The organism is Ruegeria sp. B11 (genome assembly GCF_056539785.1).
Genome location: NZ_JBQFVO010000002.1, coordinates 15,227 through 38,461, shown reverse-complemented (window position 1 = coordinate 38,461; position 23,235 = coordinate 15,227). Strand labels below are relative to the sequence as shown.

The 23,235-nt window shown below is 57.1% G+C and carries 25 protein-coding genes; 19 read left to right on the top strand and 6 right to left on the bottom strand.

Annotated elements, in window-relative coordinates; all coding sequences use genetic code 11:
• Positions 1–2: 2 nt before the first annotated feature.
• Positions 3–1,928 carry an elongation factor G gene (locus ACR0I1_RS07900; protein ID WP_480705791.1) on the bottom strand — a complete coding sequence of 642 codons (1,926 nt, stop codon included), beginning with the start codon at positions 1,926–1,928 and terminating at the stop codon, positions 3–5.
• 213 nt (positions 1,929–2,141) lie between these two features.
• On the bottom strand, positions 2,142–3,497 hold the full coding sequence (hemN, locus tag ACR0I1_RS07895) for an oxygen-independent coproporphyrinogen III oxidase (RefSeq protein ID WP_480705789.1): 1,356 nt from the start codon (positions 3,495–3,497) through the stop codon (positions 2,142–2,144).
• Positions 3,498–3,558: 61 nt separating this feature from the next.
• Here hemN and fnrL point away from each other — a divergent pair, with 61 nt between their 5' ends.
• Together fnrL and ACR0I1_RS07885 are read left to right on the top strand one after the other, a co-directional pair.
• Positions 3,559–4,302, top strand: a complete 744-nt coding sequence (fnrL, locus tag ACR0I1_RS07890) for a transcriptional regulator FnrL (protein WP_170406526.1) — start codon at positions 3,559–3,561, stop codon at positions 4,300–4,302.
• A gap of 39 nt (positions 4,303–4,341) precedes the next feature.
• The gene (locus ACR0I1_RS07885; RefSeq protein ID WP_480705787.1) at positions 4,342–4,596 is read left to right on the top strand and encodes a GlsB/YeaQ/YmgE family stress response membrane protein; all 255 of its coding nucleotides are present in this window, start codon (positions 4,342–4,344) and stop codon (positions 4,594–4,596) included.
• Between the two features lie 42 nt (positions 4,597–4,638).
• Here the strand turns inward: ACR0I1_RS07885 and ACR0I1_RS07880 are convergent, their stop codons facing one another.
• Positions 4,639–5,478: a universal stress protein gene (locus ACR0I1_RS07880; RefSeq protein ID WP_170398633.1), complete on the bottom strand. Its 840-nt coding sequence runs from the start codon at positions 5,476–5,478 to the stop codon at positions 4,639–4,641.
• A 192-nt stretch (positions 5,479–5,670) separates the two neighbouring features.
• On the opposite strand from ACR0I1_RS07880, the gene ccoN reads away from it, so the two are divergent.
• Genes ccoN through ccoP form a run of 4 tightly spaced genes read left to right on the top strand, consistent with a single transcriptional unit; the run spans position 5,671 to position 9,105 of the window.
• On the top strand, positions 5,671–7,278 hold the full coding sequence (gene ccoN, locus ACR0I1_RS07875; protein WP_170398630.1) for a cytochrome-c oxidase, cbb3-type subunit I: 1,608 nt from the start codon (positions 5,671–5,673) through the stop codon (positions 7,276–7,278).
• A 14-nt stretch (positions 7,279–7,292) separates the two neighbouring features.
• Positions 7,293–8,021, top strand: a complete 729-nt coding sequence (gene ccoO, locus ACR0I1_RS07870) for a cytochrome-c oxidase, cbb3-type subunit II (RefSeq protein WP_170398627.1) — start codon at positions 7,293–7,295, stop codon at positions 8,019–8,021.
• A gap of 11 nt (positions 8,022–8,032) precedes the next feature.
• The gene (locus ACR0I1_RS07865) at positions 8,033–8,245 is read left to right on the top strand and encodes a cbb3-type cytochrome c oxidase subunit 3 (protein ID WP_170398624.1); all 213 of its coding nucleotides are present in this window, start codon (positions 8,033–8,035) and stop codon (positions 8,243–8,245) included.
• Positions 8,242–9,105 carry a cytochrome-c oxidase, cbb3-type subunit III gene (gene ccoP / locus ACR0I1_RS07860; RefSeq protein ID WP_170398621.1) on the top strand — a complete coding sequence of 288 codons (864 nt, stop codon included), beginning with the start codon at positions 8,242–8,244 and terminating at the stop codon, positions 9,103–9,105. Before ACR0I1_RS07865 ends, ccoP begins: the two co-directional genes overlap by 4 nt.
• A gap of 151 nt (positions 9,106–9,256) precedes the next feature.
• Here ccoP and ACR0I1_RS07855 read toward each other — a convergent pair whose 3' ends face one another.
• Complete coding sequence (locus ACR0I1_RS07855; protein ID WP_170398617.1) at positions 9,257–9,415, bottom strand: hypothetical protein; 159 nt, start codon at positions 9,413–9,415, stop codon at positions 9,257–9,259.
• 101 nt (positions 9,416–9,516) lie between these two features.
• Here ACR0I1_RS07855 and ACR0I1_RS07850 point away from each other — a divergent pair, with 101 nt between their 5' ends.
• The 7 genes from ACR0I1_RS07850 (at position 9,517) to nusG (ending at position 15,743) form a co-directional block, all read left to right on the top strand.
• Positions 9,517–10,395 carry a LysR family transcriptional regulator gene (locus ACR0I1_RS07850; protein ID WP_480705784.1) on the top strand — a complete coding sequence of 293 codons (879 nt, stop codon included), beginning with the start codon at positions 9,517–9,519 and terminating at the stop codon, positions 10,393–10,395.
• 111 nt (positions 10,396–10,506) lie between these two features.
• Positions 10,507–11,934: a cytochrome c oxidase accessory protein CcoG gene (ccoG, locus tag ACR0I1_RS07845; protein ID WP_170398610.1), complete on the top strand. Its 1,428-nt coding sequence runs from the start codon at positions 10,507–10,509 to the stop codon at positions 11,932–11,934.
• Positions 11,935–11,936: 2 nt separating this feature from the next.
• Positions 11,937–12,395, top strand: a complete 459-nt coding sequence (locus ACR0I1_RS07840) for a FixH family protein (RefSeq protein ID WP_170406514.1) — start codon at positions 11,937–11,939, stop codon at positions 12,393–12,395.
• A gap of 2 nt (positions 12,396–12,397) precedes the next feature.
• Complete coding sequence (locus ACR0I1_RS07835; protein ID WP_480705781.1) at positions 12,398–14,575, top strand: heavy metal translocating P-type ATPase; 2,178 nt, start codon at positions 12,398–12,400, stop codon at positions 14,573–14,575.
• Between the two features lie 5 nt (positions 14,576–14,580).
• Positions 14,581–14,739 (top strand): cbb3-type cytochrome oxidase assembly protein CcoS, encoded by a 159-nt coding sequence (ccoS, locus tag ACR0I1_RS07830; RefSeq protein ID WP_074737762.1) that lies wholly within the window; start codon positions 14,581–14,583, stop codon positions 14,737–14,739.
• Between the two features lie 80 nt (positions 14,740–14,819).
• Positions 14,820–15,017 carry a preprotein translocase subunit SecE gene (gene secE, locus ACR0I1_RS07825; protein WP_170398600.1) on the top strand — a complete coding sequence of 66 codons (198 nt, stop codon included), beginning with the start codon at positions 14,820–14,822 and terminating at the stop codon, positions 15,015–15,017.
• 192 nt (positions 15,018–15,209) lie between these two features.
• Positions 15,210–15,743 carry a transcription termination/antitermination protein NusG gene (gene nusG, locus ACR0I1_RS07820; protein ID WP_152459924.1) on the top strand — a complete coding sequence of 178 codons (534 nt, stop codon included), beginning with the start codon at positions 15,210–15,212 and terminating at the stop codon, positions 15,741–15,743.
• 47 nt (positions 15,744–15,790) lie between these two features.
• On the opposite strand, the gene ACR0I1_RS07815 is transcribed toward nusG, so the two are convergent.
• Together ACR0I1_RS07815 and ACR0I1_RS07810 are read right to left on the bottom strand one after the other, a co-directional pair.
• A complete protein-coding gene (locus tag ACR0I1_RS07815; protein WP_480705779.1) occupies positions 15,791–16,978 on the bottom strand; it encodes an adenylate/guanylate cyclase domain-containing protein in 1,188 nt (395 codons plus the stop codon).
• Between the two features lie 95 nt (positions 16,979–17,073).
• Positions 17,074–18,315 (bottom strand): peptidoglycan-binding domain-containing protein, encoded by a 1,242-nt coding sequence (locus tag ACR0I1_RS07810; RefSeq protein ID WP_170398593.1) that lies wholly within the window; start codon positions 18,313–18,315, stop codon positions 17,074–17,076.
• 381 nt (positions 18,316–18,696) lie between these two features.
• Here ACR0I1_RS07810 and rplK point away from each other — a divergent pair, with 381 nt between their 5' ends.
• From rplK to rplL, 6 genes are all read left to right on the top strand, one after another.
• Positions 18,697–19,146: a 50S ribosomal protein L11 gene (gene rplK / locus ACR0I1_RS07805; RefSeq protein ID WP_010440985.1), complete on the top strand. Its 450-nt coding sequence runs from the start codon at positions 18,697–18,699 to the stop codon at positions 19,144–19,146.
• Between the two features lies 1 nt (position 19,147).
• Positions 19,148–19,846 (top strand): 50S ribosomal protein L1, encoded by a 699-nt coding sequence (gene rplA / locus ACR0I1_RS07800; protein WP_010440987.1) that lies wholly within the window; start codon positions 19,148–19,150, stop codon positions 19,844–19,846.
• 304 nt (positions 19,847–20,150) lie between these two features.
• Complete coding sequence (locus ACR0I1_RS07795) at positions 20,151–20,819, top strand: class I SAM-dependent methyltransferase (protein WP_480705777.1); 669 nt, start codon at positions 20,151–20,153, stop codon at positions 20,817–20,819.
• Positions 20,816–21,736, top strand: coding sequence for a hypothetical protein (locus ACR0I1_RS07790; RefSeq protein WP_480705775.1), 921 nt, complete (start codon positions 20,816–20,818; stop codon positions 21,734–21,736). The genes ACR0I1_RS07795 and ACR0I1_RS07790 overlap by 4 nt, the downstream gene beginning before the upstream one ends.
• A gap of 513 nt (positions 21,737–22,249) precedes the next feature.
• Positions 22,250–22,768: a 50S ribosomal protein L10 gene (gene rplJ / locus ACR0I1_RS07785; protein ID WP_170406495.1), complete on the top strand. Its 519-nt coding sequence runs from the start codon at positions 22,250–22,252 to the stop codon at positions 22,766–22,768.
• An 80-nt stretch (positions 22,769–22,848) separates the two neighbouring features.
• Complete coding sequence (gene rplL / locus ACR0I1_RS07780; protein WP_010441182.1) at positions 22,849–23,223, top strand: 50S ribosomal protein L7/L12; 375 nt, start codon at positions 22,849–22,851, stop codon at positions 23,221–23,223.
• Positions 23,224–23,235: the final 12 nt, after the last annotated feature.

Below are 23,235 nucleotides of genomic sequence, written 5' to 3'. Positions count from 1 at the left end.
TGTCAGGCTATTTCCTTGTTTTTGGCTGACGCGGGAACGGGGCCGCGCAGTTCTTCATAGTGATCGAATTGCAGTTTGACCCAACCGGTGCCACGGGTGGCACTGGCGAGGGTTCGGTGCAGTTCATCTTCCGCAACGGCGGGGAGTGTCGCATTGAAGATTTCCCAGCCTGAGGCGTTGGGGTTGCCTTCGAAACCTAGGACTTGTCCCTGCAGCGAGCTGATCGTTGGAACGAGATCGCCTACGAAGGTTGACGGCAGATGGATCTCGGCGTTCAGGATCGGTTGCAGCACGACTGGTTTCGCTTCGGGCAGCGCTTCACGCACCGCGTTCTTGCCAGCGGTGCGGAAGGCATAATCCGAACTGTCCACGTTATGGTGCTTGCCGTCGCTGAGCGTCACCTTAACGTCCACCACAGGGAAACCTTCGGGGCCTTCGACCAGTGCGTCCTTGGCCCCGTGTTCAACCGAAGGAATGTAATTCCGGGGTACGGCCCCACCTTTCACCACTTCCTCGAACTGGAACCCCGAGCCGCGCGGCAGCGGAGCGATGGATATGACCACATCGGCAAACTGCCCCGCACCGCCGGATTGCTTGCGGTGGCGATGGCGATGATCGACCCTTGTGCGAATGGTTTCGCGATAGGCGGTTCCGGCGGCCTCGGCCTCGATCTCGATGCCAAAATCCTCGGCGAGTTTGGCGGTCACGCGCCGCATATGCTGCGGACCTTGTGAGCCCAGAATGGAATGACCGCTCAGCTCGTCTTGCTCCAGATGCAGGCCGGGGTCGATCTCAACCAGCCGGGTCAACGCATTCGACAGGCGCACGTCGTCTCGCTCATGCGCAGGTGATACGACCTGACGATGCGCGGCAGGATGGGATGAGGCCCATTCCGGCAACGGCGTTGCCGCCGCGCTGTCATAGATGAAGCCAGGATTAAGGTGGTCGGATTTGACAGCAAGGCCAATATGTCCGGCTTCAAGCGCGCTGATCTGTGTCTTGGCGTCCAAGGTTGTCAGATTTCCAACAGTTTCGCCACCAAGGGATTCATGTGCTTTCACGCCGTCGCCCAGACCGCGCAAAACGGTGATCTTGCCGATATGCTTCTTCACATCCGCAAAGCCGGCAATGGCACAGGCGTTTTCTTCGGCCTCATCCCGGTCAGCTGCAATTTTGAATTCCGGTGCTTCATGACGCAGCGCTTTCATCAAGCGGGTCAGACCGTTGCCATGGCTCGCGGCACCTAGGCAGGCCGGGATAAGCTGATGGTTCTGCAAGACCTGTGCGGCCAGCTCGTAGACCTCGTCGCTTGGGGGCTGTTTGTCCTCAATCAGTTGCTCCAGCAGATTGTCATCGAAATCCGATAGGGTCTCCAACAACTCAGTGCGTGCTTCCTGTTCGCGGTCTTCCGCTGATTGCGGTAGCTCGATCAGGGCCGAGGGCTGCCCCTCCTGATACTTCCAGGCGCGCTCCGAGATCAGATCGACTGCGCCGATAATGGTGTCTCCGTCGCGGATCGGCACCTGCCGCAGAGCGATGTGGTGGGCGCAATAGGTCTGCAGTGCAGCAACGATGTCGCGGATGCGACCGTTGGGGCTGTCCATGCGGTTGATGAATAAAAAACAGGGAATGCCCGCCTCTTCGACCAACCTCAGATACGGGGCACACAGAACGGCAGCATCGGGGTCAGGTGGAACAACCACAACTGCTGCGTCCGAGATCGCCATGGCCGGGCCGACATAGGCCAGCGCATCGCCGCCTCCGTCTACGTCCACCGCGCACCACGGTTCGTTTAAATAAGAAAAACCGTGCAGATGCACGGTTCCGGCAACATCGAATGTGGTGGGCCGCCCGTCGAGGCGGCTGATCGCTTCGACCAAGGTGGATTTGCCCGATTGGCTGGGGCCGAGGACGGTGAAAACGCGCATGAGTGCTGTCCCTCTTTCAGGTTGCAGTATGGCTGCACGAAAAGGGCTGTCGAACGCATGCGCGTCGGCAAGAACTGTCTGCGTTTGCCTGCCTCAGGCTGTGAAGAGGTGGGTCTCTCCACCCCTTGAGTGTGGAGAAAACCGAAGGCATGCGTCAAGCCCCCGTGCCGGTTTGTAAGGGAAGGTCGCGAAAAACGACCTGCCGAAGAGTGTTCAGATCGCGGAACTATGCCCAGCCTTACTCAGATCATAAGTGTCAAAGCTGCGCGCGATCATGCGGGTCAGCGCACGTGCTTCGGGCGGTATGAACAATCCGTTTTCATCCACGCGTAGCAACCCGTCGAAGGCCGCGTTTGCCGTTGCGTACATTTGCTGCAGTTCCGCAGTTGAAATGTCATAATCGCGCAGAATCTCGGCCGAGTTGATCTGAAAATCGCACATCAATGCTTCGATCAGACGAGACCGTAGAACATCCTGATCTTTGAACAAATGCCCGCGCGACGTCGAGAACCGCCCTTCGCGTATGGCCTTCGTATGAGCCGAGGTTGCCGGTGCGTTTTGCGCATATCCTTCCGGAAAGCGTGAGATCGAGCTGGCACCCAAGCCAATCAGAATAGGAGCTTGATCGTCTGTATAACCCTGGAAATTCCGTTTCAATCGACCAGCGCGCAGCGCATGGGTCAGCCCATCGTCCTGCGTTGCAAAGTGGTCGATCCCGATCTCGGCATAATTGTCCCATAGGAACAGTCGCCGGGCGGTTTCAAAAAGTTCCAGTCGCTGTTCCGGTGTGGGCAGGGCATCTGATGGAATCAACTGCTGGCGCTTGGCCATCCACGGCACATGCGCGTAGCCATAGAGTGCGACCCGGTCAGGGTTCAGCGACAACAGCTTTTGCACACTTTCGGTCATGCGTGCCTTGGTCTGGTGGGGCAGGCCATAAAGGATGTCCGCATTCAGGCTGGATATACCACGCGCGCGGATCATCTCGGCAGCTTCGCGGGTGGTGTCATAGCTTTGAATGCGACCGATGGTTTTCTGGATTTCGTCGTCAAAATCCTGAACGCCGATCGATGCGCGGTTCATCCCGGCTTCGGCCAGTGCATCCAGCCGGGCTTCGTCGATCTCATTCGGATCGATCTCGACGGAAAACTCGGCGTCTGGGCCTAGAGGCACAATCTCAAGGATTCGCGCGGCCAGATCCCGCATCAGGTCTGCATTCAACAGCGTCGGCGTGCCGCCGCCCCAGTGCAGCCGCGACAATGTAACACCCTCTGGCAGGCGTGCCGCCAGCAAATCCAGCTCGGCCTTTAGCACGTCGACATAGGCGATGACCGGGTTATCCGTCTGGGTGCCTTGTGTCCGGCAGGCGCAAAACCAGCACAGCCGACGGCAGAAGGGTACGTGGATGTAAAGCGAGATTGAACTGCCCGGAGCAATCCCGGAAATCCAGTCGCTAAACAGATCGGCCCCAACGTCATTGCTGAAGTGGGGTGCGGTGGGATAGCTTGTGTAACGCGGTACTTTCGCGTCAAAAAGTCCAAGCCGTGCCAGTTGAGGTTTCAGTGTCATAAAGATATGACTATAGCTGGAGGGCCCAGGGTACTTTGACCGAAATCAAATGGAAGCGCGAATGACACTCAAGGCCCAATTCGACCACACCAATTGCGCAGAATGCCCGATCCGGCATCGTGCGGTGTGCGCGCATTGCGAAAAGGACGAGCTGGAAGAGCTTGAGAACATCAAGTACTACCGCAGCTTTGAGGCGGGGCAGACGATCATCTGGTCCGGCGATCCGATGAATTTTGTCGGCTCGGTCGTGTCGGGAATCGCGTCTTTGACACAGACGATGGAGGATGGGCGCAGGCAAATGGTCGGCCTGCTGCTGCCCAGCGATTTCGTGGGTCGCCCCGGACGGGACAACGCGCCCTATGACGTGGTTGCAACCACCGATCTGATGATGTGCTGTTTCCGCAAAAAGCCGTTCGAAGACATGATGATCACGACGCCTCACATCTCGCAGCGCCTGCTGGAAATGACGTTGGACGAACTAGATGCGGCCCGTGAATGGATGCTGGTGCTTGGACGCAAGACCGCGCGAGAAAAGATTGCTAGCCTGCTTTCGATCATCGCGCGCCGGGACGCGTCGATTCATCAAGCCGGAATGGTAGCTCCGATTGTCTTTGACCTGCCACTGACGCGCGAGGCGATGGCCGACTATCTTGGGCTGACCCTGGAAACTGTCAGCCGGCAGATTTCCGCCTTGAAGAAAGATCAGGTCATTACTCTGGAAGGTAAACGCCATGTAACAATCCCCGATATGGGGCGCCTAATGGAAGAGGCGGGCGACGATACCGATGGCGGATTTCTGGTCTGATGCCTCAGCCCGCCGCCCTCGAACAATTGGGAGTCCCTTATGGAATTTAGCGGTTTACTCGCCATGCTGTTAATCGGCGCGATTGCTGGCTGGCTTTCGGGAAAAATCATGGAAGGGCGTGGGTTCGGCCTGATCGGGAATATTATAGTCGGGATTGTCGGTGCGTTTCTGGCAGGCACGATCTTTCCAGCCCTGGGCTTTGCGGTTGGCGGAGGGCTCATCTCTTCGATCTTCTTTGCCACTATCGGCGCGGTGATCCTGCTGTTCCTGATCGGCCTGATCCGCAAGACATAAAGCCGCACCAGAGACGGGCGGCTTTTGCGTTCGTTGGCGTCGTCAGTGCGCCAGAAACACGGGGATTTCTGATTGCTCCAGCATATTGCGGGTCGCACCGCCCAAAATGGCCTCGCGAAAGCGCGAATGGCCATAGGCCCCCATAACGATCATATCGGCCTCGGTATCGGCAGCGTGGCGATTGAGGATGTCCGAGACGCGCGTCATGGTCTTGCTGAGCACGTCGATTTCGCACTTCACCCCATGTCGCGCCAGCATCTGAGATAGCAGACCGCCCGGGTCCGATCGATCCGGCCCATGACGCGGTGGATCAATCACAACAATCCGTGTGAGTTCGGCCTGCTTCAAGAATGGCAACGCGCGACGGATGGCGCGCATCGCTTCGACGCTTTCGTTCCAGCCCACCATGACGGTTTTTGGGGCCGAAATCGGTTTGTTATCATCGGGCACTAACAGCACCGGCGAATGGCCTTCGAACATGGCGGCCTCGACGATGGGTTCAGCTTCTGCGTCGCGGTCTTTTCCATAAGGTCGCGGCAATACCACGAGATCCGAAAAGCGCGCGCGACGTGCGACATGTCGCCCGAGATCAGCGATCTGAGCTACCCCGTTTTCAGCGGACCAGCGCACGCCCGACTTACCCAGATAATCCTGAGCGTAGGCGAGTATCTCGTCCGCCTCGGCATTGGCGCGGCTCAGGGTCTCCTGCAGAATCAAAGCGTTTGCACCGGCATAATAATAACCGGTCTGACTGCGATCGACGCCAAGACACAACGCTTCGACATGGGCGTCCTGCCCTTCTGCCAATGCCACCATTTGTGCCAGTGCGTTCTGAGAAAGCTTGGTTTCCGTCATGACCGTAAGAAGAGATTTAAATGCCATGTCGACCTCATGTTTCCGGCGCTGTCCGTTGCCAGCGCGTGTCTGTTTCTGCAAAATACCTCTCACAGAAAACAGGGGCTTGTCTTGATGCAGATCAAAGCGTCAAAGGCGACCTCGCTGCATTACAGCATGCAGTCAAAAAGGTTTCGCGTGACACGAAGAATCGCGCGAGGCATGGCAAAGGGACGCAATATGTCAAATTACATCAAGCTGATCGTGCTTGGGCTGGTGGTGCTGTTCGCAGCCATCGGCTCTAACTACGCACGGGATTTGGCGTATCAGGTGCACGCAATTCTGGTGATGTTGATCGCCGGCGGTCTGTTCATCTGGACGCTTAGAAACACGGAAGAGCCAGATATCCTCGTCGACCGCTCTGGTGAGTATATGGATGATGTGATCCGCTACGGCGTGATCGCAACCGCATTCTGGGGGGTAGTCGGGTTCCTGGCGGGGACTTTTATTGCGTTCCAGCTAGCCTTTCCGGCGCTAAACTTCGAATGGGCGCAGGGCTATCTTAATTTCGGGCGTCTGCGGCCTTTGCATACATCGGCGGTTATCTTTGCCTTTGGCGGTAACGCATTGATCGCAACTTCGTTCTATGTCGTACAGCGCACCAGCGCTGCGCGACTTTGGGGTGGAAACCTGGCATGGTTCGTGTTCTGGGGCTATCAGCTGTTCATCGTGCTTGCGGCAACCGGTTATATACTTGGTGGAACGCAGTCGAAAGAATATGCCGAACCTGAATGGTACGTTGACCTGTGGCTGACTGTTGTCTGGGTTGCCTATCTGGCTGTTTATCTGGGCACGATCATCAAGCGGAAAGAGCCGCACATCTACGTGGCAAACTGGTTCTATCTGGCCTTTATCGTGACTGTCGCCATGCTGCACCTGGTCAACAACATGACCATCCCGGTCAGCATCTGGGGATCGAAATCGGTCATCGTCTGGTCTGGTGTTCAGGATGCCATGATCCAGTGGTGGTATGGCCACAACGCCGTGGGCTTCTTCCTGACTGCCGGTTTCCTGGGTATGATGTACTACTTCATCCCGAAACAGGCTGAGCGTCCGGTATTCAGCTACAAGCTGTCGATCATCCACTTCTGGGCGCTGATCTTCCTGTATATCTGGGCTGGTCCGCACCACCTGCACTATACTGCGCTGCCTGATTGGGCCTCGACCCTTGGCATGGTGTTCTCGGTGATCCTATGGATGCCTTCGTGGGGTGGTATGATCAACGGTCTGATGACCCTGTCGGGTGCATGGGACAAACTACGCACTGACCCAGTGATCCGGATGATGGTGATTTCGGTCGGCTTTTACGGCATGTCCACGTTCGAGGGTCCGATGATGTCGATCCGCGCTGTGAACAGCCTCAGCCACTATACCGACTGGACTATCGGTCACGTACATTCGGGCGCGCTGGGCTGGAACGGTATGATCACCTTTGGTGCTCTTTACTTCCTAGTCCCTGTTCTGTGGAAGCGTGAGCGTCTGTACTCGCTGCAGCTGGTCAGCTGGCACTTTTGGCTCGCCACCATTGGCATCGTTCTCTACGCGGCGTCGATGTGGGTCACCGGTATCATGGAAGGCCTGATGTGGCGTGAAGTGGATGCCAATGGCTTCCTGGTGAATTCGTTCGCTGACACCGTTGCCGCGAAGTTCCCGATGTATGTGGTGCGTGCGCTGGGTGGCGTGATGTTCGTCGCTGGCTCGCTGATCATGTGCTACAACCTGTGGATGACTGTACGGAAAGCGCCGGCCAAAGAGGCCAGCCTGACCGTCGCGGTCCCGGCTGAATAAGGAGGGCCGGAGCAATGGCAATTCTCGACAAACACAAGATCCTCGAGACCAACGCGACCCTCCTGCTGATCTTCAGCTTTCTGGTCGTGACCATCGGTGGCATCGTACAGATCGCGCCCCTGTTCTATCTTGAGAACACCATCGAGAAGGTGGAGGGCATGCGCCCTTACACCCCTCTCGAACTGGCGGGGCGTGAGGTTTATCTGCGCGAAGGCTGCTATGTTTGCCACAGCCAGATGATCCGCCCAATGCGTGATGAGGTTGAACGCTATGGCCACTACTCGCTGGCGGCCGAATCCATGTATGATCATCCGTTCCAATGGGGGTCCAAACGCACCGGGCCGGATATTGCCCGCGTCGGTGGCCGGTATTCGGATCAATGGCAGGTGGACCACCTGCGCGATCCACAATCGGTGGTGCCGGAATCGGTGATGCCGAAATACGGCTTCCTTGAGGATCGTAAGCTAGACGGCAAGTATATCGGTGACATCATGGCGGCAAATGCCGTGGTCGGCACCCCGTATACCGACGAGATGCTTGAACAGGCGCAGGCCGATTTTCGGGCGCAGGCCGATCCGGACAGCGATTATGATGGATTGTTGGAACGCTATGGCGACAAGGTCAATGTGCGTAACTTTGACGGTCAGCCCGAGCTGACTGAAATGGATGCGTTGGTTGCTTACCTCCAGATGCTGGGCACGCTGGTCGATTTCTCGACCTTCACCCCGGACGCAAGCCGTTAAAGGAGGGTGTGATGGAACTATACACAATTCTAAGGCAGTTCGCGGATAGCTGGATGTTGCTGCTCCTGTTCTCGTTTTTTATTGGCATAATCATCTGGGTTTTCCGCCCTGGTGCCAGCAAGGAATACAAGGACACCGCCAACATCCCGTTCCGGCACGCTGATGCCCCAGCGCCCCGTCGGGGCGACGACAAACCCGCCACATCCAAGGAGGCGCGGCAATGAGTAAGACACCTGAAAAACAGCCGGGCGATCCTAACACCACGGGTCACAGCTGGGACGGAATCGAGGAATTCGATAATCCGATGCCACGCTGGTGGCTTTGGACCTTTTACGCGACCATCATTTGGGGCGTGATCTACACGATCATGTACCCCGCATGGCCCTTGGTTCAATCGGCAACCGCCGGTGTGCTGGGTTGGTCCTCGCGCGAGCTGGTGCAGCAGGAAATGGTCGCGTTCGAAGAAGCGAATGCGCCGTGGAATGCCAAGTTGGTGGAAACACCGCTGGAAGAAATCTCGGCCGACGCGGAGCTGCAACAATACGCAGTTAACTCTGGTGGCGCTGTGTTCCGAACCTGGTGTGCGCAGTGCCACGGATCGGGCGCGCAGGGTGCGCCGGGTTTCCCGAACCTGCTGGATGATGCCTGGCTGTGGGGCGGCTCGCTTGAGGATATCGAGTACACCATCGCCTATGGCATCCGGAACGAGGAAAGCGACGACGCGCGCTATTCCGAGATGCCGGCCTTTGGTGAGATCCTCGAAAAGGATGAGATCACTCAAGTGGTTCAATACGTCATGTCCCTGACCAACGCCCAGACCGATGACGCGGCGGCGCAGGCAGGCAAGGTTGTGTTCGAAGACAACTGCGCGGCTTGCCACGGTGATGACGGCAAAGGCGACGTTTCCCAGGGTGCGCCGAATCTGACCGATGCGATCTGGCTTTACGGCGGCAGCCAAGAGGCCCTGACCGAGACGGTCACCTACAGCCGCTTTGGCGTGATGCCCCCATGGGAAAATCGCCTGACCGACGCGCAAATCCGCGCCGTGACGGCGTATGTTCATCAGTTGGGTGGTGGTCAGTAAGGGTTAAAAGAACACCTCCGGGCGGTCTCCCGCCCGAAGGTCTAGGCACCGGCTGTTCCATCTGTTCGCGCGTTTCCAGAACAGCCGGTGCCGATTTTCAAACAATAGGGCTGCAATCTCTGCCGGTCCAGATACGGCATTCAAACCAGTATCAAAGATCGTTCAGATTTACATCGCGCGGGTTTTCTCTCCACCAATGATGTTCGGGCAGCCAGCGCCGCTTGCGACGGCCCGGCTTTGGCGCATCGTAGATGTGAGGCGTATTGATGCGTGTCGCGTTCAAAAAAGATCTGGCGAATACGGTCAGCATGGTTTCCCTCCTGTGCAGAGTTGTTTCTGAGCTTTAAGATTGACCTTTCGCACGCCGAATGCGACTCAATTACCATTTCAATGTGTAAGTAGGGTTTACATATGGACTGGCTATCACTGCCGCCGTTGGCCTCTCTCAGGGCTTTTGCAGCCTTCGCTGAGAAGCGAAGTGTTGTCGAGGCCGGTGCTGCGCTCAATGTTAGCCACGCTGCAATCAGTCAGCAGCTTCGCGCGCTCGAGAAACATCTGGGCGCGGCTCTGCTGGACCGAACGGGCAAAGCGCTGACACTTACCGCGGAAGGTGAGCATCTGGCCCGTGCCCTGCAGCTTGGATTTGGTGCGATCGAGGCTGCTGTGGGTGATCTGGCTCGCTCGGCTCAGGACCGCCCGGTTCATGTGTCGCTGACGTCTTCCTTCGCTGCATCTTGGCTGATGCCGCGACTGCCGAGTTTCCGCGCGACGCATCCCGACGTAAACCTGATCCTAGATCCAACCTTTGAGGTGGTCGAGCTGCAACCGGGTGGCGTGGATGTTGCGATCCGTTATGGCGCCGGCGGTTGGCCGGGGGTGGAGTGTGAGATGTTGTTGCAGACGCCGATGGTCATCGTCGCCTCACCCACACTATTGGGTAACAAGACCGATTGGTCCCCGGCAGAACTTGCGCAGTTGCCGTGGCTTGAGGAAATTGGCACGACTGAGGGGACAAAATGGCTGACTGAGCGAGGTGTCGGACCCGAACGCGGCGCGGGGCGTACGCAGCTTCCCGGTAACCTGCTGCTGGATGGTTTGCGGTCTGGGCAAGGGGTCACCGTCACTGTGCGACAATTCGTCGAAGCGGACATCAATGCGGGCCGCATCGTCGAACTGTTCGCCGAGCCGGATACGCGCGGGTATCATATAGTTACGCAAAAACAAGCTCTTAGGCGATCCGTGAAAATCTTCATCAACTGGCTGAGGCGCGAAGCGCGAAGCCAGCAGTAATTCACGCGTCTAAAGGTGTCTGCACGATGCGCGTTTTGACCCATGTCAAAGTCCCTTGCCTCGTGATCTGGAAGAACACACACTCAGAATAGCCAGTTGCGGAGCCAGCCTGTGAGCGATTCCAATCCCACCCCCAGTCTCTACGCCGCCAGAGAGCCGATTTTCCCGAGACGTGTGTCCGGCCCGTTTCGCAATCTGAAATGGATCATCATGGCGGTGACGCTGGGCATTTACTATGTGACGCCTTGGATCAGGTGGGATCGCGGTCCAAGCCTTCCGGATCAGGCCGTTCTTCTGGATCTGGCGAACCGCCGCTTCTATTTCTTCTGGATCGAGATTTGGCCGCACGAGTTCTATTTTGTCGCTGGGCTGCTGATCATGGCAGGATTGGGTCTGTTCCTGTTCACCTCGGCGCTTGGGCGGGTCTGGTGCGGATATGCCTGCCCGCAGACGGTTTGGACGGACCTGTATATCCTTGTCGAGCGCTGGATCGAGGGCGACCGTAATGCGCGCCTGCGTCTGCACAGGCAGAAAAAGCTGGATTTCCGCAAGGCGCGGCTGCGCCTGACCAAGTGGGTCGCTTGGTTCTTCATCGGGCTCGCGACCGGTGGCGCCTGGGTTTTCTATTTTGCGGATGCACCAACTCTGGCGCGTGATCTGGTCACCGGAAACGCGCATCCAGTGGCCTATACGACGATGCTGATTCTGACCGGCACCACGTTTTTCTTCGGTGGCTTTGCACGCGAACAAATCTGCATCTATGCCTGCCCATGGCCGCGCATACAGGCCGCGATGATGGACGAGGATACCCTGGTCGTCGGATATCGCGAATGGCGGGGTGAACCACGCGGCAAAGGCAAACGTACGGCTGACAGCGAGCTGGGCGATTGCATCGATTGTATGGCTTGCGTCAATGTCTGCCCGGTAGGGATCGACATCCGAGACGGTCAGCAACTGGAATGCATTACCTGTGCACTTTGCATCGACGCCTGCGATGACATGATGGCCAAGATAGGCAAGCCCCGTGGTCTGATCGATTACATGGCGCTGAGTGATGAGGCCCGCGAACGCGAAGGTCAGCCACCCAAAAACGTTTGGAAACACATCCTGCGTCCGCGCACGATCCTGTACACGGCGCTATGGTCACTGGTCGGATTTGCATTGCTCTTTGCGCTGTTCATTCGTTCGGATATCGATTTGACGGTTGCGCCGGTGCGGAACCCGACTTTCGTTACCCTTTCAGATGGCACGATCCGTAACACCTATGATGTACGCCTGCGCAACAAACATGGCGAGGATCGGCCATTCAAACTGACGATTGCGGGCGATCCATCGCTGCAGATTGAAATCGAAGGTGTTGAAGGCGAGACTGTTAATGTCACTGCAGATACGGCACAATTGACCCGCGTCTATATCACCGCTCCGCAGGGTACTGCCCCAGCGGCGGCTGACAGCACCTCGGTTCGCATCTGGGTCGAAGATCTGGAAAGTGGTGAGCGGGCCTACAAGGATACCAGTTTCAACGGACGAGGAAGCTGAGAATGGCAGAACGTCAATTCACAGGCAAACACGCATTGGCGGTATTTGTCGCGGCCTTTGGCGTGATCATCACGGTGAACCTCGTCTTGGCTTATAGTGCAATCAAGACCTTTCCGGGGCTTGAGGTGAAGAACTCTTATGTAGCCAGCCAGGAGTTCAATGAACGTTTGAAGGAACAGCAGGCCTTGGGTTGGAACATCAAGGCCGAGCTGACCGGAGGGCTGCTGGTGCTATACATAACGGATCAGACCGGTTCCCCTGTTGAAGTGGCAGATCTGCAGGCCGTGGTGGGGCGCGCCACCCATGTGAAGGAAGACTTCTCGCCGGACTTTACTTTTGATGGCATCGCCTATGCCGCTCCGGCTGCCCTTGGCGAAGGGAACTGGAACATTCGCCTTGTGGCCAAAGCAAAAGATGGTGCCGAGTTCGCGCAACGTGTGCCCCTGTATGTGAAAGGTTAGAGATGGTTGCGCAAGCCACTCCATCTCGGGCAGCCTGTCCTGGCTGCATCGCAGCCCCGGCGGAAGCGGCGCGGCCAATCCCAGAGGATGTGCAGATCGCGCTGTCGCTGCCGGGCATCCACTGCTCGGCCTGCATCTCTACGGTCGAGCGTGAGTTGAATGCCCATCCCGGAGTTGAAGACGCGCGGGTCAATCTCACGCTGAAACGCGCGATGATCAAGGCGGCACCGGATACGCGCGCCGCCGATCTGATCCCGGTGCTGGAGCGCGCTGGCTTTGAAGCCCACGAACTGGATCCGGGTGCGCTTTCGGCTACGCAAACCGATAAGGCCGGGCGCGATCTGCTGATGCGGCTGGCAGTGGCGGGTTTTGCTTCGATGAACGTGATGCTGTTATCGGTGTCGGTCTGGTCCGGCGCCACCGATGCGACGCGCGACATGTTCCACTGGATATCTGCGGCGATTGCGCTGCCTGCAATTGCGTTCTCGGCCCAGCCTTTCTTTTCCAACGCCTGGAGCGCGCTGCGCGTACGCCGGTTGAATATGGATGTGCCGATTGTTTTGGCGATACTGCTAGCTCTGGTCACGTCGCTTTGGGAAACTGCACTCAGCGGTGAACATGCTTATTTCGACGCGGCTTTGACCCTGACATTCTTCCTGCTAGCGGGCAGGTATTTGGACTATCGCACCCGTGCCGCGGCACGTTCGGCTGCCGAAGAACTAACCGCGCTGGAGGTCCCGCGCGCCATCCGGCTAGTGGATGGGACCGAAGCGGAAGTGGCGGTGGCGAGCCTTAACGTGGGTGATCTGATTCTGGTGCGCCCCGGAGGGCGTATGCCAGTGGATGGCGAAATCATCTCGGGCCAGTCCGAGTTGGACCGGTCGCTGCTGACCGGGGAAACCCTCCCGGTCTTTGCCGAGGCCGGGCTGAACGTCAGTGCTGGTGAGGTTAACCTGACGGGCCCTCTGACCATCCGTGCGACGGCAGTCGGGGAAGATACCTCGCTGCACCTTATGGCGGATCTGGTAGCCATCGCTGAATCGGGCCGATCACGGTATACCTCGCTGGCAGACAAGGCGGCCAAGCTTTATGCGCCGGGGGTGCATATACTGTCCGCGCTCAGCTTCTTAGGATGGTATATTTATTCGGGCGATATCCGGACGGCGCTGAATATCGCTGCGGCGGTTTTGATCATCACATGTCCCTGCGCGCTGGGCTTGGCAGTGCCGGCGGTAACCACTGCAGCATCAGGCCGATTGTTCCGCAGTGGCATGCTGATCAAACACGCGACCGCGTTAGAACGGCTGGCCGAAGTGGATACTGTGGTATTTGACAAGACCGGCACCCTAACATCCGGTGCGCCTGAGTTGACCAATCTTGGTGATCATTCGCGTACCGATTTGCAAGTGGCTCTGGCATTGGCCGAAGCGTCTTCGCACCCCTTGTCTCTTGCCCTTGCAAAGGCTGCGCGTGAAGCCGGGATCAAGCCTGCCAAGTTGCACGATGTTGTTGAGGTGCCGGGATATGGCACTGAGGGCGTTTACCGTGATCAGCAGGTCCGGCTGGGTCGAGCGGCCTGGGTCGGTGGCGAAGATGGTGAGCAGACCGCAGCCTGGCTCGCAATCGAATCGCGGACGCCATCGCGCTTTACGTTTACCGACAGTCTGCGCGCAGGCGCTGCCGAGGCGGTCGCGGCTTTCCGTGCGGCAGGCAAAGACGTCATCCTGATTTCCGGCGATACGGAAGGCGCGGTTCAGGCCTTGGCGGGCAAGCTTGGCATTGAGAACTGGATCGCCCAGGCCTTGCCTCAAGACAAAGCTGCCAAAGTGCAGGAACTAAGCGATCAGGGTCGGCACGTTCTGATGGTCGGCGATGGGCTGAACGATACGGCGGCATTGGCGGCGGCGCATGTCTCGATTTCTCCGGCCAGCGCCTTGGATGCTGCGCGGGTGGCGTCGGATATCGTGCTACTGGGCAATGATCTGTCCCCGATCGCTGAGGCTTGCGATACAGCCGTCAGGGCGACGCGCCGGATTCGCGAGAATTTCCGGATCGCCACTGTCTATAACATCATCGCGGTCCCGCTGGCCGTTGCCGGGTTGGCGACACCCCTTATTGCGGCATTGGCGATGTCGACCTCGTCGATTACTGTGTCGTTGAACGCCTTGCGGCTGAGGTAACTCTGATGGAAGTGCTTGCCTATCTGATCCCGATTTCCCTGCTTTTGGGCGGGGTTGGCTTGGTTGCGTTTATCTACACGGTCCGCTCGAACCAGTATGAGGATCCGGAAGGCGATGCGCGCCGTATCCTCAGCGACGAATGGGATGACAAGCCCAAGCCCTGACAAGGGCGTCAACAGCCCTTGAAATTGCCGCAATGCCCGGCTATGTCCGGCCCATCCGCTAGAAGAGAGATTGTAGCCTCATGGCAACCTTAAACCCGATCCAGTTCATTCAGCAGGTCCGCGCCGAAGTCGCAAAGGTCGTCTGGCCGACCCGTCGTGAGGTGCTGTTGACCACGGTCATGGTGTTCATCATGGCTGCGCTGACGGCTGTGTTCTTTGCGCTGGTTGATCTGGGCATTCGCGGCGGTCTGCAACTGGTACTCGGCGCGTTCAGCTAAGCCGGTTTGGGCAGGCCGAAACGCGACTGCCCCCTTGCACAGCTTGCGATGTCAGAGTAGGTGACATGACTATTCGGAATGGGCGTGCGGCGAATCGGGCTGCGCGCCGCTTTTTATTCCGGGTGACGCAATAGGATTTCAACGAAGGGCGCGATGCGTCGCAGCCCAAAGGCAAACAAGGACGACAGGTTCATGGCGAAACGGTGGTATTCGGTCAGCGTTCTTTCGAATTTCGAAAAGAAGATCGCAGAGCAGATCCGCACGTCGGTGGCTGAGCAGGGCCTTGAAGACGATATCGACGAGGTTCTGGTGCCCACCGAAGAGGTGATCGAAGTGCGCCGGGGCAAGAAGGTCACCACCGAACGCCGCTTTATGCCGGGTTACGTGCTGGTACACATGGAAATGTCGGATCAGGGCTATCACCTGATCAACTCGATCAATCGCGTTACCGGCTTCCTGGGCCCTCAGGGCCGCCCGATGCCGATGCGCGACGCCGAGGTGAACCAGATCCTCAACCGCGTTCAGGAAGGTGAAGAAGCGCCCAAGCTGATGATCAGCTTCGAGGTCGGCGAGAAGGTCAAGGTCAACGACGGCCCGTTCGAGGATTTCGACGGCATGGTCGAAGGTGTGGACGACGAGAACCAGAAACTGAAAGTTTCGGTTTCGATCTTTGGCCGCGAAACACCGGTCGAGCTGGACTTTACGCAGGTCACCAAGCAGAGCTGATTGGTTTCCATCGAACCATCGTTTGGGGTGCCTTATGGGCACCCTTTTTACGTTTGGGGCGTGCTCATCTGCCAGACAGTTTGATCCTCACCAAAACCTTTAAGTGATACAGTTCCGACCGGTTCGCAGAGTTTCGGGAGAAATGCTGCGGCTGTATCCGAAAGGACATGGTCGCAATCCAAGTCTGTGGCCGCCGCTACAAGTCTAGCCGCCAAATTGACGTCGGGACCGATGGCCGTGAAATCCAGCCGATCCCCGCCACCTACATTTCCATAGTGGAAGCGACCATGATGGATCGCAGTCCGTACGCCTAGCTTGTGCTGGAAATCGGCCTCGGCCAGCGACGCCACACCCTCGCGCACCGCTGCGATGGCGGCCTGAATCTGCACCTTTGGCGGAAGATCCGTGCTGGTTGGGAAGATGGCAAAAAAGCCGTCGCCCATGAACTTCAGAATCTCTCCGCCGTGGTCCATGACCGACGGGACAAGGCAATCAAACGTGTCATTCAGCAGCCGGACCAGCGTATCGCCGGAAACCGAATTCGAAAGGCGGGTAAATCCCTTGAGATCCGCAAACAGGATAACGGCCTCGATTTTGCTGCCATCACCGCGATGTACTTTACCGTCCAGAATGTGGGCGCCACTGTTACGGCCGACATAGGTCGACAGCAGGTAGGTCGCGTCGAGCCGCAGCATATAGGTTTCGGTCAGGCGGGCGAGCGGACCGCGAACCCGGTTCAGGATCGCCAGATCACTCTCTGAAAACCCACCGGGCGTGGCACTTGACCAGGTGCAGACATGGGTATCGCCGTTGAGATAGATCAGCGGTTGCGCCAGGTAATCGGTGAAGCCCTGCTCGCGCAATTCGCCAACAATGATGTAATCCTCGGGGCAGTTGGGATCTTCCAGATGGCGGCGGATGGGTCGCTGACGCTCAATCACATGCGGAAGGGGGTTATCGGTGTAGATCGCCTCGGTGAACAATTGAGACGGCGCGTCGACACGATCAACGCCAGCGCCCGCTTTCCACAGGAAACGTCGACCCATCAGATTGGGATGCAGCGTCCAGATGAACAAACCGAACCGGTCGATGGCGACACCGGCATCCAGCAGACGGGTACAGATACCTTCGATGATATCGACCGCATTTCCAGCTGGACGGGCACCGTCAACCATCCACTCGATCAAAGCGTCGATCTTGCCCTGTTTTGGGATCGGTTCCGGTGGGGTCGGCATAGTGGCACCCTCAAGATAGAACGCCGCGATGCAAACAGACACCGCGGCGTTATTTGTATCAGCCTCGCAGTGGCTGAAACGACTGAGTGCGCGACTTACTGCGCTTGAACCATAGCCGCACGCAACAGTTGCGGGCGGTCGGTCTGGGACGGCAGGAAGACGGCTTGCGAACCGGCATCCAGTGCCGAAAGGCTCGCATCGTACCACTGCATCGCAAGATCGCGACGCTGTTGCACACCAAAGCCTTCGCGCAGGTGGTGGCCGATCAACTCTCCATAGGCAGGCTCACCCATCGCGACTAGCATCAATGCGGAACCGACTGCCGTGTCCATGTTGTCCTGACGGTAGCCCATCGACAGACAGACCTTGCTTGTCGCGGCAAGATCAGCGGGGCTGAGGCCCGAGTCCAGCGCAAGCTTGCGTACCTGGGTTTCAGCTTCTGCCTTCGAGCTGATCGAAAGCGCATCAACTTGCGGTGCCAACATTTCGCCGTACGAGTCGCATTGTGCGCTCACCTGATCCGGCGTCAGCCCCTGGATATCCGCCATCAGATCTTCGCCACGCGCCATTGCATAGCTGCGAGCAAGGCAGAACTGTTCGCTGAGGGCAAAATCGGCATCCGTCATATTTGACAGCGTCGTGTAGCCCCCGTTTGTCGAGGTCTGCAGCATCACCCCGCTACACCGATTGGCCAGCGATGGGCCGCCGGTCCCGCCGGAAAACAGGCTTGGCAGGCTGGCAGAGGCGGTTTCAGTTGTATTGGCCTCGGGCTCTGGTTCCTGAGCTTGAGGAACCACAACCGGAATCGTGGTTGCTGGGGCTTGTGCTGGTGCCTGAGGGGCAGCAGCCAGGGCAGAGCCGGTTTGTATCTGCCGACGGTATTCCATCAAAAGCGGTTGGCCTGCGAGTTGGGTTGTCGTCTGACCGCCGCTTGTCGCCCAGTAGTAGGCCTGCATCAGGAAGTCGCGCTGATAGGGCTGGAAGTCATAGCCATTCACGGGGTAGCCCATCGAGACCTGATAGCGTTCGATCGCAGACCGTGTGCCACGACCGACTTGACCATCAACGCGACCCGCATTGTAGCCGAAATAGTTGAGCGCGGTCTGGGTTTGCGCCCCTTGTGTGGTCGACGGAATTCCGGGGCGATAGGTGCGTGTTGTTGTTGACCTCGTCCGGGCCTGCTGTTTTCTCTGCTGATCCCGGCCGATAGCGTAGCCGATGACGCCACCAACCACAGCACCGCCCAGTATCTCGCCAGCATCGGCCCGCGCGGTCTGAGGAGAAGACGCCGCAAATGACAGCGCGATGCCAACTGTTATTAATAAACGAATGATCATAATTAACCTCCACCAAAAATACTAATTTCGTCGAGTATAGCACAGCTGCGAGTATTGAGGTGAGGGGGGTGGCGGAAACCCGACCATCCCGCAACCACCGCGCAGATTCTGCATTGATATTAATTTCTTAAGAGTTGTCAGTCGCACCTTGTTAGTAACGATCTGTACTCCGTGAGCGTATAAGACCCACTTGGGGGCTTGATTCGATGTGTGAGAGCAGGGCAGGCCACTTGCCAACCCCGCCGTTCCGCTGTAAGTGCCGCCCCTATCGTCTTCGGGCGAGATTCTCTCGTGGGAGGTTGCTGGGATCGCGATCCCGGATCGGACCACGCAACATAGTCTGGGTGAAACGCGTTTCACCTAAGTTGAAAGGAAAACCAAATGGCCAAGAAGCTTGCTGGTACAATGAAGCTGCAGGTTCCTGCAGGTCAGGCGAACCCGTCGCCGCCAGTTGGTCCGGCGCTGGGTCAGCGCGGCATCAACATCATGGAATTCTGCAAGGCGTTCAACGCCAAGACCGCAGACATGGAGCCCGGCGCCCCGTGCCCGACCGTGATCACCTACTATCAGGACAAGTCCTTCACCATGGACATCAAGACGCCGCCCGCGTCTTACTACCTGAAAAAAGCGGCTGGTCTGAAGCCGGTCGGCAAGCGGAACCGCCCTCGTGGTGCGGAAAACCCAGGTCGTGAGACCGTGGCAACCGTAACCTCGAAGCAGGTTCGTGAAATCGCCGAAGCCAAAATGAAAGATCTGAACGCCAACGACGTCGAAGGCGCAATGCAGATCATCCTGGGCTCGGCCCGCTCAATGGGCATCGAGGTGAAGTAAGATGGCAAAACTCGGTAAACGTACCCGCGCTGCGCGCGAAGCTGTCGCTGGCAAGGAAAACCTGTCGGTCGAAGAAGCTGTTTCCCTGGTCAAAGGCAACGCAACCTCAAAATTCGACGAGACCATCGAGATCGCTCTGAACCTCGGCGTTGACACCCGTCACGCGGACCAGATGGTTCGCGGCGTTGTTGGCCTGCCGAACGGTACCGGCAAAGCGATGCGCGTCGCTGTATTTGCTCGTGGCCCCAAGGCAGACGAAGCGAAAGAAGCGGGCGCAGATATCGTTGGCGCGGAAGACCTGATGGAAACCATTCAGGGCGGCACCATCGAATTTGATCGCTGCATTGCAACCCCGGACATGATGCCGATCGTCGGTCGTCTGGGTAAAGTGCTCGGCCCCCGCAACCTGATGCCGAACCCCAAAGTTGGCACCGTGACCATGGACGTGAAAGCGGCTGTGGAAGCAGCAAAAGGTGGTGAAGTTCAGTTCAAAGCGGAAAAAGGCGGCGTTGTGCACGCCGGTGTTGGCAAAGCGTCCTTCGACGAAGCCAAGCTGGTCGAAAACGTCCGTGCCTTCATCTCGGCTGTGGCCAAGGCCAAGCCGTCGGGTGCCAAAGGCACCTATATGAAGAAAATCGCGCTGAGCTCGACTATGGGCCCGGGTGTGACTCTGGACGTGGCGGCTGCTGCGGGCGAATAAGCCTTAGCGTTAAGCTGTGAGAACTTGATCCCGGGTAGTGAGAACTGCCCGGGATTTTTATTGCGTGCCACATGAGAAACAGGCTGTAGCTGTGTGATAGCGTGGTTGCTTGCACCTCAATTGAAATCTTGAAGTTTTGCCAATTTCAAACCCGGTTACAGCTACGCTGACTAAAAAGCAGCGATACGCACAAACATAGATTCAATGCCTCAGCAGCGGTGGCTAAAGAAGCGATTGAACTAGGGGGTGCGGTCTGACACAGTTCCCCCATTGTCGTGTAGTAGCTGTTCGAGAATACCCATCAATGAACCAAAATATTCGTCAGAAATCACTTCCAGAAGATCGACGCGCCTTTTGGGACCAGTTTTATGCGAAATCGGCAGGGTCATGGGAGCTTACCTTGCCGTCGCAATTCGCAGCGTTTGTGGCAAATGAGATTGATCGGCAGTCACATGTCATCGACGTAGGGTGTGGGAATGCCCGTGACAGTTTTTTCTTTTCACGACACGGGTTCAAAGTGACCGGCATGGATGCGTCTGAGGCAGCGATTGCGTCAGCGCAAAAGCATGCACAAAAGCAGGGCGGCGACGATCTTGAATTTGTTCAGACCAATCTCGAAGATGGATTGGTTGAGCGTGTGTTGTCCGAGCGACGATCTGAAATCGTTTGCGTTTATGCTCGGTTCTTTTTGCATGCGATCACAGATGATGAAGAAGATGCTCTGATCCGGGCGCTGCGGAGCGGGTGCAAGCCTGGCGACGTCGTGGCGTTCGAATATCGAACGTTGGCGGACCGAGCCACAACGAAAATTGCGGCGCCGCATTTTCGGCGATACGTAAGTGCGACGGATCTGGATTCAAAAATGGAAGCCTCAGAATTCCGAAAGTGTTATGGCGTCGAAGGCAGTGGTTTCGCAAAATATAAAACAGAAGATGCGATCGTCGCCCGCGCGATCTATGAAAAAACACCATGACAGAAGAAGAATTAATCAAGGAGCTTGCCTCACTTCGAGAGCATGTTTTTACCCATGCTGCGGCACAAACTGCACTACCACGGCCTCGTAAAACGCGTTTGGCTGTCAATTCGCTAAAGGAACCAATAAAGCGCTTGGAAAACCAAGCGCTCTTTGATGACTGGGAAGAGACCTATATCCTTCTTTGCTGCCATGGGAGAACAAAGCCTGCCCGTACGCACGGTAGGCTAAAGCATATGGAGACTCGCTATGCGGATCAGGGCAAAGAGGCGCGCTTTGCCTCATTTTTTGAGCGCGTGAAGCAGACGCTACATCCCGATTTCATTACACCGCATGGCTATAACAGAACATTCGGGGAAAAGGCTGGTGATGAAATCTTTTCAAAACTTGACGCCGAGCTTAAACCCGTAATTCGTTTGGGGAAGCCGATCATTCTGTACGCTGGCGCTTTGTTGGGTCATGTTCGCGAGGGTGGATTGATTGGTCACGACGACGATGTCGATTTTGCGGTGTATCTGGGTGAGTCAACGCTTGAAGGTGTTGCAGGAAAATGGGCCGAATATCAGCGAGAATTGCTGGAAAGCGATTGCTTGGATGCCAATTCGCTAAAAAACAGCATACCTATATTCAAAGTCAAAAATAACTTGGGTATTGATATCGATCTGTTTCCGGCTTGGACGGAAAACGGGCGCTTTAGCGTGTATCCGTACTCACTTTATGATCTGCCGGAAAGCGCGATTTTCCCGCTTAAATCTCTTAACGGTGGGGAAATCATGCTACCGCAGGACGCGCCCGCATTGCTGGCGCAGAGTTACGGTGAAAATTGGCGGATACCGGACCCGCTGTTTCATTTCGCTTGGCGAAGGGCGCGCCGCAAGTTTGCACCTTTGCTTCAGCACGACTTTAGTATCGGTTGAAAGCACCGCATCATCGTGTCCTCAAGCAACAGTCGCATTTGCGTCACGGGATAAACTGGAGGAATACTTGTCTAGATCAATATGCGGATAGGCGCTAAGTCGTGGCTGGGGCGAAGCTATGGTGCGCGTAGCGAAATCCGCAAGCCTTAGTGTCGGCTCGTTTTCTGGAAACCGAGATGCCTCAGAACAATTTCAACTATGTGGCAGCCCCTGCGCGGGAGGTGCAAGCCGCCTAAATTTACCTCTTGGAAACCCGGCCTATCTGTCCTAAGTAGACCTGCGGAATAAAGCGTGCGATTCGTCGTGCGCTTTATTTCGTTTCGTCCAAGACGGTGGGTGGGTCCATCTGGCCCCTTAATTCCCTGCCTGAGACGGGTAAGACCAAAGAATTCTGAGGGTCACGATCCTCGGGCGCATTTTGGCCAATCCCGTAACAACGGACCTGAACGCCGGAGCGAAAGCTGCGGCAAATATGAGCCGGGGTGAGATATCACCCCTAACTTGGAGAGAACTGTGGATAGAGCCCAGAAAGAGAAAGTGGTCGAGGAACTCGGCCAAATCTTCGAAAGCTCTGGCGTCGTAGTGGTTTCGCACTACGCCGGTCTGACAGTTGCCGAGATGCAGGACCTTCGCGCACGTGCTCGTGACGCGGGTGGTGCCGTGCGTGTTGCCAAGAACAGGCTCGCCAAAATCGCCCTTGAGGGTAAGCCGTGTGAAAGCATGGCCGACCTGCTGACAGGGATGACCGTTCTGACCTATTCCGAGGACCCTGTGGCAGCTGCCAAGGTGGCCGAGGACTTCGCCAAGGATAACAAGAATTTTGAGATCCTTGGCGGTGCAATGGGCGAGAACGCTCTGGACCGCAAAGGCGTTGAAGCCGTTTCGAAAATGCCGTCTCGTGAAGAGCTTATTGCTTCGATCGTGGGCTGCATTGGCGCACCTGCTTCGAACATCGCCGGCGCGATTGGCGCACCTGCAAGCAACATCGCAAGCATCCTTTCCACCATCGAAGAGAAGGCGGAAGCTGCGTAAGCGGTTGGCACTGAATGATCTGCGTAGGGGATCCACCCTGACGTTGGAACACACACTGTAAAACGGAAAGAGCTAATACAATGGCTGATCTGAAAGCACTCGCAGAAAGCATCGTGGGTCTGACCCTGCTGGAAGCACAAGAACTTAAAACCATCCTCAAAGACGAATACGGCATCGAGCCTGCAGCTGGCGGCGCCGTAATGGTTGCAGCTGGTGGCGACGCCGGTGGCGCAGCTGAGGAAGAGAAAACCGAATTCGACGTCGTTCTGAAGAACGCCGGCGCTTCGAAAATCAACGTGATCAAAGAAGTTCGCGGCATCACCGGTCTGGGCCTGAAAGAGGCCAAAGAGCTGGTCGAAGCTGGCGGCAAGATCAAAGAAGGCGTGTCGAAAGACGAAGCCGAGGAAGTCAAAGGCAAGCTGGAAGCAGCTGGCGCCGAAGTCGAGCTGGCCTAAGCCAACCGACAG

Coding starts and splice junctions, on each gene's coding strand:
- ACR0I1_RS07810 (WP_170398593.1), bottom strand. CDS start 18,315: ATGATCATTCGTTTATTAATAACAGTTGGCATCGCGCTGTCATTTGCG.
- ACR0I1_RS07795 (WP_480705777.1), top strand. CDS start 20,151: ATGAACCAAAATATTCGTCAGAAATCACTTCCAGAAGATCGACGCGCC.
- ccoN (WP_170398630.1), top strand. CDS start 5,671: ATGTCAAATTACATCAAGCTGATCGTGCTTGGGCTGGTGGTGCTGTTC.
- ACR0I1_RS07850 (WP_480705784.1), top strand. CDS start 9,517: ATGGACTGGCTATCACTGCCGCCGTTGGCCTCTCTCAGGGCTTTTGCA.
- rplL (WP_010441182.1), top strand. CDS start 22,849: ATGGCTGATCTGAAAGCACTCGCAGAAAGCATCGTGGGTCTGACCCTG.
- ACR0I1_RS07815 (WP_480705779.1), bottom strand. CDS start 16,978: ATGCCGACCCCACCGGAACCGATCCCAAAACAGGGCAAGATCGACGCT.
- ACR0I1_RS07855 (WP_170398617.1), bottom strand. CDS start 9,415: ATGCTGACCGTATTCGCCAGATCTTTTTTGAACGCGACACGCATCAAT.
- ACR0I1_RS07885 (WP_480705787.1), top strand. CDS start 4,342: ATGGAATTTAGCGGTTTACTCGCCATGCTGTTAATCGGCGCGATTGCT.
- fnrL (WP_170406526.1), top strand. CDS start 3,559: ATGACACTCAAGGCCCAATTCGACCACACCAATTGCGCAGAATGCCCG.
- ccoO (WP_170398627.1), top strand. CDS start 7,293: ATGGCAATTCTCGACAAACACAAGATCCTCGAGACCAACGCGACCCTC.
- ccoP (WP_170398621.1), top strand. CDS start 8,242: ATGAGTAAGACACCTGAAAAACAGCCGGGCGATCCTAACACCACGGGT.
- ACR0I1_RS07835 (WP_480705781.1), top strand. CDS start 12,398: ATGGTTGCGCAAGCCACTCCATCTCGGGCAGCCTGTCCTGGCTGCATC.
- rplA (WP_010440987.1), top strand. CDS start 19,148: ATGGCAAAACTCGGTAAACGTACCCGCGCTGCGCGCGAAGCTGTCGCT.
- hemN (WP_480705789.1), bottom strand. CDS start 3,497: ATGACACTGAAACCTCAACTGGCACGGCTTGGACTTTTTGACGCGAAA.
- ACR0I1_RS07865 (WP_170398624.1), top strand. CDS start 8,033: ATGGAACTATACACAATTCTAAGGCAGTTCGCGGATAGCTGGATGTTG.
- ACR0I1_RS07840 (WP_170406514.1), top strand. CDS start 11,937: ATGGCAGAACGTCAATTCACAGGCAAACACGCATTGGCGGTATTTGTC.
- ACR0I1_RS07790 (WP_480705775.1), top strand. CDS start 20,816: ATGACAGAAGAAGAATTAATCAAGGAGCTTGCCTCACTTCGAGAGCAT.
- nusG (WP_152459924.1), top strand. CDS start 15,210: ATGGCGAAACGGTGGTATTCGGTCAGCGTTCTTTCGAATTTCGAAAAG.
- ACR0I1_RS07880 (WP_170398633.1), bottom strand. CDS start 5,478: ATGGCATTTAAATCTCTTCTTACGGTCATGACGGAAACCAAGCTTTCT.
- ccoS (WP_074737762.1), top strand. CDS start 14,581: ATGGAAGTGCTTGCCTATCTGATCCCGATTTCCCTGCTTTTGGGCGGG.
- rplK (WP_010440985.1), top strand. CDS start 18,697: ATGGCCAAGAAGCTTGCTGGTACAATGAAGCTGCAGGTTCCTGCAGGT.
- secE (WP_170398600.1), top strand. CDS start 14,820: ATGGCAACCTTAAACCCGATCCAGTTCATTCAGCAGGTCCGCGCCGAA.
- ACR0I1_RS07900 (WP_480705791.1), bottom strand. CDS start 1,928: ATGCGCGTTTTCACCGTCCTCGGCCCCAGCCAATCGGGCAAATCCACC.